The organism is Streptomyces gossypii, assembly GCF_025165795.1.
Taxonomy (GTDB): Bacteria; Actinomycetota; Actinomycetes; order Streptomycetales; family Streptomycetaceae; genus Streptomyces; species Streptomyces gossypii.
In genome coordinates this window covers 308,173-320,946 of sequence record NZ_JAJAGO010000011.1, presented here as the reverse complement: position 1 = coordinate 320,946, position 12,774 = coordinate 308,173, and the positions used below count along the sequence as shown (strand labels likewise).

Below are 12,774 nucleotides of genomic sequence, written 5' to 3'. Positions count from 1 at the left end.
GTGTGTGTTTCGTTGTGTTTCGGTGGTCATAGTGTGAGGGAAACGCCCGGTTACATTCCGAACCCGGAAGCTAAGCCTTGTTGCGCCGATGGTACTGCATGCGGGAGTGTGTGGGAGAGTAGGACGCTGCCGAACAATTTGTGTGTGTGGCCCTGCCGGGTTTCCGGTGGGGCCACACCCATTTCTGTGCACCTTTTCTGCACCCATAAGAACTCCCGTCCTGCATGGAGTGCCGTCCAGGCCGTCAGGTAGGGCTGACCAATCGGGCGTCGTAGGCGATGATCACAGCCTGAATGCGATCGCGTGCTCCGATTTTGGCGAGCACACGGCCGACATGTGATTTCACCGTTGATTCGGCGAGGACAAGCCGCTCGGCGATTTCTGTGTTCGTCCATCCCCGGCCGATCGCGGTGAGAACCTCCAGTTCCCTGCTCGTGAGCGAGGAAAGCCGCGGGTCCCTCTCCGGAGCGGGCTTTTCGCCCGCCTTGCTATCGTCGGCGTCCGGGAGGTGCTGGGCGTAGGTGTCGAGCAGCCGGCGCGTCAGGGCCGGAGCGACAACCGCATCGCCGGACGCCACTGCCCGTATCCCCGAGAGCAGTTCCTCGGGCAGCGCGTCCTTGATGAGAAAGCCGCTGGCGCCTGCCCGGAGCCCCGCGTACGCATAGGCGTCAAGGTCGAAGGTCGTGAGGATGAGAACCCGGGTGCGGCCCCCGGTGGTGATGATGCGGCGGGTGGCCTCGATGCCGTCGAGGCCCGGCATGCGGATGTCCATCAGGACCAGGTCCGGATGGAGCCGTGCACACAGGCGCACCGCCTCCGTGCCGTTCTCCGCCTCCCCGACCACCGTGACGTCGTCCTGGCTCTCCAGCAGCATGCGAAAGCCCAGGCGCTGCAAGGGCTGGTCGTCTGCGATCAGTACCGTCGTCACCTCGTCACCCGCCGATGCCCGCAGGGGCGGGGAGCCGCAGCCGGACGCGCCAGCCGCCCGTGGCCTGCGGACCCGCTTCGAGCGTGCCGTCGTAGAGGGCGGCGCGCTCCCGCATGCCGTTGAGGCCGCGTCTCTCGGGACTGACTGTTCGGCTCAGCGGCGAGTGTCCGCGCGCCGGTCTGCCGGAGTCCAGGATCGTGGCCTCCACCGCGCCGTCCTCTCCGTACACCACGATGACGTCCGCGGTGACGTCCGCAAGGACGTTACTGCCGCTGTGCTTGTCGAGGCCGCTGTGCTTGAGGATGTTGGTCAGGGCCTCCTGCACCACGCGGTAGACGGTCAGTTGGCGTCCGGCGGACAGGTCTGGTACCTGCCCTCGCACTGTGCAGCGGACCGGCAGACCGGCTTCTCGTACGCCGTCCAGCAGGCGATCCAGGTCGGTGAGTGCGGGCTGCGGGTCGAGGCGGAGTGGTTGTGGCTGGGCGTCCTCGTGCAGGACACCCAGCAGTCGCCGCAGTTCGCCCAGGGCCTGGCGGCTCGTCGTCCCGATGGCCTCCAGGGCTTGGGCGCCCCGCGCCGGGCTCTTGGCCACCACGTAGCTTCCGCCGTCCGCCAGGCCTGTGATCACAGACAGATTGTGGCCGATGATGTCGTGCATTTCACGGGCGATCCGGGCGCGTTCGGCTGCCGCGGCGATCTGGGCCTGCTGGTCGCGCTCTATCTCCAGCTGTCGGGCTCGCTCGACGAGGGAGGCCGTGTAGTCGCGTCTGGTGCGGACTGCGACGCCGAGCAGGATCACGACCGCGAAGGCCATCAGTGGGGACATGAGTGTCTGGTCGAAGTTGCCGTCCGGCCAGCGGACCGCCAGGACCACCGATTGCAGGGCCCCCAGACCAGCGGCCCAGCCGAGGTGCGAGGTCTGCCGGACGGCGATGAGGTAGGTGATGTACAGGCGGGTCAGCCCGATCTCCATCCCCGACCCGACCCAGCCGTCCACGACGCCCGTCAGGGCGATGGCCCACAGCGTGAAGATCGGCGCTTTCCGTCGCCACAGCAACGGCACCAGAAATCCGGCGCTGACCAACCACGTCATGACCCCCGGTGCTTCGGGATTGGGGGCGGTGTTCTGCCAGGGGCCCAGGGGCTCGGCGAGTGCGGCCGGGAGCAGCAGAGCGGGGAGCAGTACGTCCCAGACCCAGGGGCGTCGCGCGTGGAGGTCACGGAAGCGCCAGAGCGAAAGGCGGATGCGGCGGGCGACGGCGGAGTCGCCGTACGGCCAGCGCTGCACCGGCTCGGCCCCGGACCGCGCCTGCGCGTCCGCTGTCATATCTCACCATCCCGTTCGACTGCGGTCACACGTCCCGCCGTATCAGTGTCAGACCCGCAGCCCCGAGCCCGGCCACTACCCACGCGCACAGGGTGATGAGCGCCGCCCCCGGCGAGAGCAGTTGCGCGTCCGGAGAGACGGCCGACAGCGCCTCACCGGCCTGGACCGGCAAGAATTGCACGATGTCGTCCATCACGGCGAAGGGGAGCATCCTCACCACCTCCGGCAGGATGGTCACACCCCCGACATACGTCACGATGCCGCCCGGCACGCTGCGCAGTAGTGACCCCAGGGTCAGCGAGAACACTCCGATGAGGGCGGGGGCGACCGCGCTGCCGAGCAGGGCGCGCAGGACTCCCGGGTCGCCCAAGCTCGCTTCCATATCGGTCCCGGAGAGGAAGAGCTGTCCGAGCGGGAAGGTGAGAAACACCGTCACCAGGAGCACGCCGAGGGCGATGGCACCGAAGACGGCGGCCTTGGCCCACAGCACCGGCAGTCTGCGGGGCACCGCGGACATCGTCGCGCGGATCATCCCCGTCGAGTACTCGCCCGCGGTCACCAGGACTCCGAGGACCGCGAGCACGACCTGGGCGAGCGGAGCCCCGAGCAGCGTCAGCTGCACCGGATCGATGTCGGCGTCGCTTTGCGGGGTGTAGTTGGCGGCGACGAGCAGGCCGAAGGCCAACACCAGCGTGCTCGCCACCGCCAGCGTGATCCACGTCGAACGCAGGGACCACAGCTTGGACCACTCGGCACGCAGGACACGCAGCGGCGTGACGCGGTACGGGGAGGCCGCGCGAGGGGCGACGGCGGGCGTGAGGACGGTGGTCATGCTCGGGCTCCTTGCTGGGCCACTTGCTGGGCCACGGCGGAGCTGCCCACGGTGGCCTGGTAATCGATGGAGTCGCGGGTCAGCTCCATGAACGCCTCCTCCAGGGAGACGGAGTGCGGGGTGAGTTCGAAGAGGGGGATGCGATGCGCGGAAGCCGTACGCCCGATGTGCTCCAGGTCCGTACCGCTGACGCGGAGCGTGCCGGGCGGGCTGATGACGGCCTCCACGCCGGGAACGCGGAGCAGTAGCTCCCGCAGCTGCGCCGCCTCCGGAGAGACCACCTTGATCGTGCCCAGTCCGGCGTCACGGATGAAGGCATCCACTGTGGTGTCCGCAAGCATCCGGCCGCGCCCGATGATGATCAGGTGCTCGGCGGTGAGCGCCATCTCGCTCATCAGGTGGGAGGAGACGAAGACCGTACGCCCCTCTGCGGCGAGGGATTTCAGCAGGTTGCGCACCCAGAGGACGCCCTCTGGGTCCAGCCCGTTCACCGGCTCGTCGAGCAGGATGGTGGCCGGGTCGGCGAGGAGGGCGGCGGCGATTCCCAGCCGCTGGCCCATGCCGAGGGAGAAGCCCTTGACCCGCTTGCCGGCCACCTTGCCCAAGCCGACCATGTCGACCACGGTGTTGACACGGGAGCGCGGTATGCCGTGGGTATGGGCCAGCGCGAGCAGATGCCCGAGCGCGGATCGCCCCGGGTGCACGGAGCGGGCCTCCAGCAGCGCGCCGACCTCGTACAGCGGCGCGGGGTGCGCGGCGTACGAACGGCCACCGACTCTGATGTCGCCGCGAGTGGGTGCGTCCAGACCGAGGATCATGCGCATGGTGGTGGACTTGCCCGATCCGTTGGGGCCGAGGAAGCCGGTCACGGTGCCGGGGCGCACGGTGAACGTGAGATCGCTGACCGCCGCCTTGTCCCCATAGCGTTTCGTCAGGCCGCGTGCTTCGATCATGTCTCCGGGGGCTCCTTCGCCAGTCGGTTCGGCTTCCGACGTTAGGGAGCGAGGAGCGGCGATACGTCGTACCCCGGCACCCAAAAATCGGAGCGCGTAGTACCCCGGTACGAGCCAGGATGGTCGGATGAGCGACACGTACGAGATCAGAGAAACGCGTGGCGAAGACTGGCGGCGGCTGAAGGAACTGCGTCTGGCGGCACTGGCCGACCCCGTCTCAGATGTGGCGTTCTACGAGACCCATGAGGCCGGTCTCGCACAACCGGACAGTCTGTGGCAACAGCGGGCGGCGCAGGGCGAAGAGGGGGGATCCGACGGCAGGCCGATCACCACCCTCGTCGCCGAGGTCGTCTCCGCCGAGGCGGACGGGCCGGCCGACCGCTGGGCCGCGATGCTGGTCGTCTACGTGGAGGGCTCTGACGCCTGGATCGTCGCGGTCTACACGCGCCCGGAGCACCGTGGCGCGGGCCTCGGCACCCGGCTGTTCCGCGCGGCCCAGAAGTGGGCCTGGTCGTACGGTGAAGTGGAACGGCTCCTGCTGCACGTCCACGAGACGAACGACCGGGCGCGCGATTTCTACCAGCAGCTCGGCTTTGTCGCCACCGGCGAGTCCGACGCCCACCCCAAGCCGCCGTACGGCCACGCGCACGTCTACGAACTGAAGCGGCGGCCGCTCACCCGTACCGGCTCGGACCCGGCAGACCCGGCAGACCGAGCCGACCCGGCCGGCGCACGGTAGGGAGAGGGCAGGTCGTCAACGGGCGTCGTGCGCGGCATGCCACTCGGGCGCGAGTACGGACCAGATCTCGGTGTCCTGCCGTACGCCCCGGTAGGGATAGTTCTCGCGCAGGATTCCGTCGCGGCTCATGCCGAGCCGCTTGGCGATGTTGATGCTCGGGGTGTTCTCGGAGGACACCCGCCACTCCACCCGGTGCATACCGCGCTCCTGGATCGCCCAGTCGATGAGCACGCGCACCGCTCGGGTGGCCAGACCGCGCCCGGCGGCGGCCGGTTCCAGCCAGCATCCGGCCTCGCAGGTCTTCGCCTTCGCATCGAAGACCCCGAGCAGGACGCCGCCGACAAGGCGCCCGTCGAGCCAGGTGCCGTACAGCCGTCCGGCGTCGGCGGCGGTCTTGTCGGCGTACCTCTGGAGCCAGTTCCGCGCGGAGTCGAGATCGGCCGCGATGTCGGGGAGGCCGACGTGCTGGCCTATGTATGCGCGGCCGCGCTCCATGTGGGCGAAGAACTCCTCGGCCTGCCAAGGCTCCAGCGGCCGCAGCTCAGCTCCGTCACCCAGGGAAATCGCGAACATCTCAACCCTCCACAGTCGCCGTGCATGTGCCTGGATCCTTGCACGGCCGGTGGTGCTTTCCGGTAGTCAGCCCGGGCTACCGCCCTGGTGGGCGCCGCGCATCGCTTCCGGCCACCACGTGCGGCCCTGCTCCTCGGAGCGGAGCAGCACCACCGTGCAGAGGCCCGATGCCTCGCCGTCCGCGAGGAGCCCGGGCAGCTCCGGCAGCGGGGCGACCGTCGCCGGGTGATCCAGGACGACGGTGAGTGGTGGGTCGAGCCGACCGGCGGAGGCACCCTCGGCAATCCGGCGGCCGTGCTCAACCACGGCTGACGCGAGCGCCGTGAGCAGCGGCATCGAGGCGGGATCACTGCGGTGCGGCGCTTCGATCGCTTCGCCAACGACATAGAGCGTCCCCCCTTCGGGGATGAACGACTCCCACGCGACCCGGTCGGCCCGCGCCGGCGTGCAGGCGTTGCGGATGTGCAGTTGGGAGAGGGACCCGAGAGCGCGCCGGACAAGGGCGGTGGCGGCTTCCCGGCGCTCCGGATGCCCGGTGAGGGTGCCCTCCAGCTCTCCCGCGGAGCCGCCGGTGGCCCCGCCGTGCGTACGGAGGATGCGCACGGCCTCCTTGGACGATCCGGTCAGCGCCCACCGGTGCACCTGACGGAACGGCTCTCCGGCCACGGCCGCTGCGTGCAGCCAGCAGCGCAGCAGGATCTCGGCGGCGTCGTGCACGGCCGATTCACCGCGGGCGGGGCTGCGCACGGGTGCGAGGAGTGCTGCGGCGCGAAGGCGGGCGGTCGGCATGTGCTCGCACGCCCGGTGCGGGGCCCAGCGCAGCCGGGTCGGGGCGTCGGTCAGCTGGGCCGGGTCGTACACGTGTGCCGGGCCGAACTTGCTGCGGGCGCCGACCGTGGCGGTGTAGAGCGCGGGGTCGGCCGTGACGACGAGGGCGGCGCCCTCCGCGTCCTGCACGGCCTGGAGGGCGGTGCGGGGGTGCGGGGCGATGAACAGTCCATGCGTGATCTCCCGGCCGAGACCCGTGGCGAAGCCGGGTGAGTGACCGGGGCCGAGGGGCGGCGGGGTGGCGGCCGAGCCGCCCTCGTACGTCCGCTCGCCGGGCGTGCCTGGTGCCTCCTGCCGTTCCTCGGCTTCGCCGGGGCCGTAACGGGGGCCGGGCACGCCACTGCCGGATACGTCGGCGCTGAGCACTGAGCCGTCGGAAATCGAGCCGTCGGAAATCGAGCCGTCGGAAATCGAGCCGTCGGAAACTGAGCCGTCGGGTGCTGCACCGGCGGGCTCGTTTTCGGCACCCATGCCAGGAGGGCCCGGGATGTCCCTGGGGTGGCCGTAGCCGTCGGGATGACGGTGATGCGGTGCGCCGTCCTGTTGGTGGCCGGGCGCGGGCCCGTACTCCTGTGGTGGCGGACCTGCGGCTTCGCCGGAGCTCTGCGGACGGTCCTCACCGGGGCCGGTGCCCCTTCGGGGCGGCCGCTTCGGCGTGGGGCCCTCGCGCACACCCGCCTCGCCAGCGTGCGATCGCGCGTCCGCCCGCGCCGCGCGGCGTACCGCACGCCACCGGGTCACCGTGCCCAGGACGAAGACCGCCAGGACGATCAGCACCATCAACTGGCCGATGAAGATGCCCCAGAACAATCCGTACCCGGAAAGCTGCCCGTCCGGTGTCTTCGGCCAGGCAGCCGCCACGTCATGCGGCTCGGCGAGGAGTGCGCGGACGGCCTCCGGTGTCTGGGCGAAGGACACGCCGTCCGGCCAGGCGCCGTGTGCGAAGAATCCGGCCAGGCCGGTCGCCGACCAGATCAGCACGGCCACACCGAGCAGGAAGGCGAGCCCGCCGACCAGCAGGCCGTCTGGGACGCCCCGTTGCTCCCGCCCACCGCCGTAACCGCCCCCGGGCCCACCGCGTTCGTAGGGCACGGTCAGGCCACCGTGGACGCGGACGGTCCGCCCGGCCTCCCCGTACTCCGCCCGGCGCTGCGCTCCATGGCCAAGGCGCGGGCCTCGGTCTCCGCCTCCAGCGCGGCCTCCAGCGAGGGCGGGGCCACGGGCGAAGGCGGCGGCACGACCGAGGATTCGGTCATGGCACGGTCGGTGAAGACCAACGGGCGCTCCGCCTCCGTGATCAGATGCTTGACCACCTGCACGTTGCCGTTCACATCCCAGACCGCGATGCCGGGTGAGAGAGTCGGAATGATCTCCACGGCCCAGCGCGGCAGCCCCAGCACCTTGCCTGTAGCCCGCGCTTCGTCGGCCTTCTGCGCGTATATCGTCCGGGTGGAGGCCATCTTGAGAATGGCGGAGGCCTCCCGCGCAGCCGCGCCGTCGACAACATCCGAAAGATGGTGCACGACCGCCACGAACGACAGTCCCAGCCGCCGCCCGAACTTCAGCAACCGCTGGAACAGCTGCGCCACGAAAGGACTGTTGATGATGTGCCAGGCCTCTTCCACCAAGAAGATCCGCTTCTTGCGGTCCGGCCGGATCCAGGTGTGCTCCAGCCACACGCCCACGATGGCCATCAGGATCGGCATCGCGATGGAGTTCCGGTCGATGTGCGACAGGTCGAAGACGATCAGCGGCGAATCCAGGTCGATGCCGACCGTCGTCGGCCCGTCGAACATGCCCCGCAGGTCACCGTCGACCAGTCGGTCCAGCACCAGCGCGACGTCCAGACCCCAGGCCCGTACGTCCTCCAGCGCCACGTTCATCGCCGTCGCGGATTCCGGCTTCGGATGGCGCAACTGCTCGACGATGTCCGTCAGCACGGGCTGCCGCTCCCCCCCGGTGCCGATCGTCTCGTTCACGAAGGCGTGTGCGACCTTGAGCGCGAAGCCCGAACGCTCGTCCAGACCGTGCCCCATCGCCACCTCGATGATGGTGCGCAGCAGAGCCAGCTGACCCGTCGTGGTGATCGCCGGATCCAGTGGGTTCAGCCGGATCCCCTGATGCAGCGCGGCCGTCGGATCCAGCCGGATGGGGGTGATGCCCATCTCCTCGGCGATCAGGTTCCATTCACCCACCCCATCCTCACCCTGTGCGTCCAGCACCACCACCTGGCGGTCACGGAAGCGCAGTTGGCGCAGTACGTACGTCTTCTCCAGCGCCGACTTCCCGTTGCCCGACTCGCCGAGCACCAGCCAGTGCGGGGCGGGCAGTTGCTGGCCGTAGAGCTGGAACGGGTCGTAGATGTAGCCCTTCCCGCTGTAGACCTCGCGGCCGATGATCACGCCCGAGTCGCCGAGCCCGGGAGCTGCGGTGGGCAGGTAGACCGCCTGCGCCTGCCCCGTCGAGGTGCGCACGGGAAGGCGCGTCGTCTCTGTCTTGCCGAACAGGAAGCCGGTGAAGGCATCGGTGACCATGGTCAGGGGGTCTCGTGCGGCCATGCCATGACCTCCGGATTCTCAGGAACGAGGGACGTGTCGGCTGCCGGGCTCTGGATGCTCTGTGCTCTCGGGGCAGTGCTCTCGGCAGTGCTCTGGGGTAGTGCTCTGGGTAGTGCGGCTGGTGCAGGGCATCGGGCCGTGCCGATGGTGCGGGCGTTGCGGTGCTCAGCGGCGGATACCGGTCGCGAACGGCATGGTGTTGACGAACGCGCGATGATGCTCCCGATCGCACCACTCCAGCTTGAGATAGGACTTCCCGGCGGACGCGCGGATCGTCCGCTTGTCACGGGCGAGCGCCTCGGGGGTACGGGAGGAGACCGTGATGTAGCCGACCAGATTGACCCCGGCCGCTCCGCTCGCCAGGTCCTCACCGCGCTGGTCGACGCGCCCGTGCGAGGCGACGTCGCGAGGGTCGACCGTCCGGTTCATCTTCGCGGACCGGCTCGCCTCCGCATCGTCGTTCGTCTTCTCCGTGAGCATCCGCTCGATGGCCAGCTCCGTCGGCTCCAGATCCATCACCACCGCGACCGTACGGATCACATCGGGCGTGTGCACCAGCAGCGGCGCCAGGAAGTTGACGCCGACCGGGGTCATCGGCCACTCCTTGATCCACGCCGTGGAGTGACACCACGGCGCGCGTGTCACCGACTCGCGGGTCTTCGCCCGGAGATAGGTCGGCTCCATCGCATCCAGCTCGGCGGGCCAGGCGTTCCGCTTGGTCATCGCCTGGATGTGGTCGATGGGGTGATCCGGGTCGTACATGGAATGGATCAGCGACGACATCCGGGCCTGGCCCAGCGGCTGCCGCACCCGGATGTCGGCCTCGGCCAACCGGGCGCAGATGTCCGTGAGTTCCCGGGCCATCACGACGGCAAGACCCTCGTCCTTGGTCATCCTCCGGCTGCGTGCGGAGCCGCCGCTCTTCCGGCCGGAGGCGCGCGCCGCCTTGGCGATCGTCGCACCCTCGGCGGCCAGTTCGCGCCCGTAGTGCATACAGGCGACCAGATAGGCGCGGTGCTGCTCGCTGGAGGTCGACACCATCGACTGCAACTGCTCGTACGACGCCTGAAGCCAGGGCGCCGCCCGTTCGTCGCCGCGCTGGGCGATGTCCTTCGCGTGCGCGTCGGGGTCGGCGGGGAGAGTACGGGCGAGGATCTGCAGGCGCGAGACGAAGCCGTCGCCGTTGGCCACATGCTTCAGCAGCGTGCCGAAACGGTCGACCAGGGCCTCCTGATCCTCACTGTCGCGCAGCCCGACGCCGGGGCCCTCGATCTCGATGGCGGCGGTGACGGTGCGGCGGTCCGCGTGCAGCAGCACCGCGATCTCGTCGGGGCCGAAGGGCGCGGACAGCCAGTTGATCCGTCCGACCCCCGGGGGTGGACCGACCTCCACCTCACGGCCGTCCAGGCTGATCCCGGCCTCGGCGACACCCGACCGGTATGGTGCGCCGCGACGCACCATCCGCTTGAAAGAGCGGTTGATCTCGAACCACTTGTAGAGTGTGCGCCCCCGGTAGGGCACGTACACGACCGCCAGCGCGAGCATGGGGAAGCCGACCAGCGCGGGAATGCGTACGGCCAGCACGGGGACCAGCAGGCCGCTCATCATGCCGATGAAGGCCCCGGCGATGATCACTGCGATCTCGCCGGTCTCCCGGTTCTTGCCGACGACTGCGTTCGGCCGGGCCCGGCCGATCATGTACGTGCGGCGCGGCGCGGCGCTGTGGGTAGGCGTCGTCACCCGCGATCACCTCCGGTGCTGCGGTTGCTGTGCGGCGAACGGGAACCCGTGTTGTCCGCGACGTTTCTGGGCTTGGGGGGTGCGGAAGGGGTGCGGGCGCTGCCTCCGCCTGAGCCGTTGCCGCCCCCGCCGCTGCGGGTGCTGTGGGCGGCCACTCCGCCGGACACGGCGTTGCTGGGGCGGGGCGAACCGCCGCCGGAGGCGTTCGCGCCGCCGCCTCCCCCTCCACCGTCGCCGCGTGCACCGTGGGTGTTGATGCCCTGCCGGAGCATGTGCGCGGGTGACGAGACGGCTGCCACGGCCTTGCTGCCCGCCTTCTGCGTCGCGCTGCGGTGGCTGGCGATGTCGTCACCGAAGCCCGGCACGAAGCGGTAGATCATCGCTGAGGCGAAGATCGCGAGGATGATGATGGCAAGCCCGGAGACGATGGCGGAGGCGGCGTTCGGCCCGTCGTCCGCCGACAGCGCCCCGGCCAGTCCGAGGACGATCATGATGACGGGCTTGACGAGGATCACGGCGATCATGATGCCCGCCCAGCGGCGGACATGGCCCCACAGGTTCTTGTCCACCAGGCCCGCGTAGACGGCGGTGCCCAGCAGCGCACCCACGTACAGCAGCGCCGCGCGGATCACCAGTTCCAGATACAGAACCCCGGCGGCGATGACGGAAACCAGCGAAACCAGGATCAGCATGACCGGACCGCCGCCGATGCCCTCGCCCTTCTCCAGGGCCTCGGCGAACGTGCCGAAGAACGCGTCGGTATCGCTCTGGGTGCCCGTGGCCACCGCCTGGGTCACGGAGTCGGTCGCCGAAACGACGGTGTAGAGGATGAGCGGCGTGAACGCGGACGCCAGGACGACCAGCCAGAGAAAGCCGATCGCCTCGGTGAACGCCTCCATGAAAGGGACGCCGCGGACCGCCCGCTTGGCCACGGCGAGCAGCCACAGCACGAGCGTGAGGATCGTCGACGCGGCGAACACGACGGCGTACTGGCGGAGGAAGGAAGAGTTGGTGAAGTCGACGTTGGACGTCTCGTTGACCAGCTTCGACAGCCGTTGGATAGTCCATGCGGCCGCCTCCGCGAAGCCCTTGGCGAGCGAGCTGAGCGGGTCAGTCAGATACTCGGGCTCAGGCGCCTGCCCCCCACCACCGCCGGTGCCTCCACCGGAACTGCCACCCTTTTCGCTCTCGCAGAGATCCTTGGCGGGACCGAGGGCCATGTCGCAGTCTTCTTTGGGCTCTGCGGTTGCCCGGGCCGCAGTCAGCAGAGCGGCAGCCTGAAGCCCCGCCAACGCTGTGCCCACACAGAGCGCACGACGTCGGCGGCGGGGATTATCGGGCATAGGTGAACCCTCCGAACTGCTCAACTGCCTTGGCAATCTCGTCAGCGCCAGAAGCCCTATTGTCACCCGTGACTGGAGCCGGGCCGTCCTTCTGTGTGAAGCCCTGAACCTTCCAGTCGCTCTCAACCCAAGACAAGTTGAAGCGCATCGTGAACCAGTCGCTCGTCACCGGGGTCGTCGACTCTTCGCCGGCCGTCCCGAAAACGCCCGTACACCAGACGTCGACCTTGGCCGAGTTGCTGCTGAAATCCACCACCGTGGTGCCTATGGGAGCAGTTCGCGAGACGTAAGCCAGACCGTCCTTGGCGGTGCCGTCCTCTTCGAGCCCGATTTTGTCCAGGGTCTCGGCGGAGTACACCTGGTCCATCTTCGATTGCGTCTCCGCGATCTTGGACGGAGTGAAAACTTGCTGCACGACGTCGTCACGGCTGTCCGGCTTGGTGATCTCACCGGACGACAGGACCACCGCGTAGTTCGTCGCCGCGCTCTGCGCGCCCTGCTCCGTCTGCGGGAAGCCGGACGGGATGCCCGTCGTGCCGTCCTTGCCGCTGACGGGCTTCTCGCCCGTCGGTGCCGTCGGTTGCGCCTCGCCGCCCTCGGGGTTCTTCGCCTGGGAGCCGCCGCTGCCACCATCCGCCTCGGAGCCGGAGTCGCCGCCCCGGTTCGCGAAGGCGATGGCCGCGATGAGCAATACCACCACGCTCAGCACGGTAAGGAGGCTCCGTCCTGGCCGGGCGGCGGAGCGTCTGCCGACACCGTAGACGTCACCGTCCTCACCAGGCAGCCGGGTGCGCGTCCCCTGGCGGGCCGAGCCGCGTCCCGTGGACGGGCCCGACCCGCCCGGACGACCGCGCTCGTCGTAGTCGTCGCCGCCGATGCTCATGCCGGACGTGCCTCCCTCAACCGTCTGCCTACAGCCGTCAACCGCCGTCAGTACATTGTCCCCTCACACG

11 protein-coding genes and 1 rRNA gene are annotated in these 12,774 nt (G+C 69.4%); 2 read left to right on the top strand and 10 right to left on the bottom strand.

Going from position 1 to position 12,774, the window contains the following annotated elements:
• The first annotated feature begins 18 nt into the window (after window positions 1–18).
• Window positions 19–135, top strand: a 5S ribosomal RNA gene (gene rrf, locus LHJ74_RS24040).
• A gap of 109 nt (window positions 136–244) precedes the next feature.
• Here rrf and LHJ74_RS24035 read toward each other — a convergent pair.
• The 4 genes from LHJ74_RS24035 to LHJ74_RS24020 are packed head-to-tail and all read right to left on the bottom strand — an operon-like array spanning window position 245 to window position 4,040.
• Window positions 245–928, bottom strand: a complete 684-nt coding sequence (locus tag LHJ74_RS24035) for a response regulator (protein WP_260220259.1) — start codon at window positions 926–928, stop codon at window positions 245–247.
• A gap of 4 nt (window positions 929–932) precedes the next feature.
• Complete coding sequence (locus tag LHJ74_RS24030) at window positions 933–2,255, bottom strand: sensor histidine kinase (protein ID WP_260220258.1); 1,323 nt, start codon at window positions 2,253–2,255, stop codon at window positions 933–935.
• 25 nt (window positions 2,256–2,280) lie between these two features.
• Window positions 2,281–3,087, bottom strand: coding sequence for an ABC transporter permease (locus LHJ74_RS24025; RefSeq protein ID WP_260220257.1), 807 nt, complete (start codon window positions 3,085–3,087; stop codon window positions 2,281–2,283).
• Window positions 3,084–4,040, bottom strand: coding sequence for an ATP-binding cassette domain-containing protein (locus LHJ74_RS24020; protein ID WP_260220256.1), 957 nt, complete (start codon window positions 4,038–4,040; stop codon window positions 3,084–3,086). The genes LHJ74_RS24025 and LHJ74_RS24020 overlap by 4 nt, the downstream gene beginning before the upstream one ends.
• Before the next feature lie 127 nt (window positions 4,041–4,167).
• Between LHJ74_RS24020 and LHJ74_RS24015 the strand changes: the two genes are divergently transcribed.
• A complete protein-coding gene (locus tag LHJ74_RS24015) occupies window positions 4,168–4,779 on the top strand; it encodes a GNAT family N-acetyltransferase (protein WP_260220255.1) in 612 nt (203 codons plus the stop codon).
• A gap of 15 nt (window positions 4,780–4,794) precedes the next feature.
• On the opposite strand, the gene LHJ74_RS24010 is transcribed toward LHJ74_RS24015, so the two are convergent.
• The 6 genes from LHJ74_RS24010 to LHJ74_RS23985 all read right to left on the bottom strand — a co-directional run bounded on the left by LHJ74_RS24010 (window position 4,795) and on the right by LHJ74_RS23985 (window position 12,704).
• A complete protein-coding gene (locus LHJ74_RS24010; protein WP_260220254.1) occupies window positions 4,795–5,352 on the bottom strand; it encodes a GNAT family N-acetyltransferase in 558 nt (185 codons plus the stop codon).
• Window positions 5,353–5,418: 66 nt separating this feature from the next.
• Window positions 5,419–7,272 carry a hypothetical protein gene (locus LHJ74_RS24005; protein WP_260220253.1) on the bottom strand — a complete coding sequence of 618 codons (1,854 nt, stop codon included), beginning with the start codon at window positions 7,270–7,272 and terminating at the stop codon, window positions 5,419–5,421.
• Window positions 7,273–7,274: 2 nt separating this feature from the next.
• Window positions 7,275–8,738 (bottom strand): ATP-binding protein, encoded by a 1,464-nt coding sequence (locus LHJ74_RS24000; RefSeq protein WP_260220251.1) that lies wholly within the window; start codon window positions 8,736–8,738, stop codon window positions 7,275–7,277.
• 165 nt (window positions 8,739–8,903) lie between these two features.
• The gene (locus LHJ74_RS23995) at window positions 8,904–10,436 is read right to left on the bottom strand and encodes an SCO6880 family protein (protein ID WP_375546826.1); all 1,533 of its coding nucleotides are present in this window, start codon (window positions 10,434–10,436) and stop codon (window positions 8,904–8,906) included.
• A 38-nt stretch (window positions 10,437–10,474) separates the two neighbouring features.
• Window positions 10,475–11,821 (bottom strand): hypothetical protein, encoded by a 1,347-nt coding sequence (locus LHJ74_RS23990; protein WP_260220249.1) that lies wholly within the window; start codon window positions 11,819–11,821, stop codon window positions 10,475–10,477.
• Complete coding sequence (locus LHJ74_RS23985) at window positions 11,811–12,704, bottom strand: DUF8175 domain-containg protein (protein ID WP_260220248.1); 894 nt, start codon at window positions 12,702–12,704, stop codon at window positions 11,811–11,813. The genes LHJ74_RS23990 and LHJ74_RS23985 overlap by 11 nt, the downstream gene beginning before the upstream one ends.
• Window positions 12,705–12,774 lie beyond the last annotated feature (70 nt).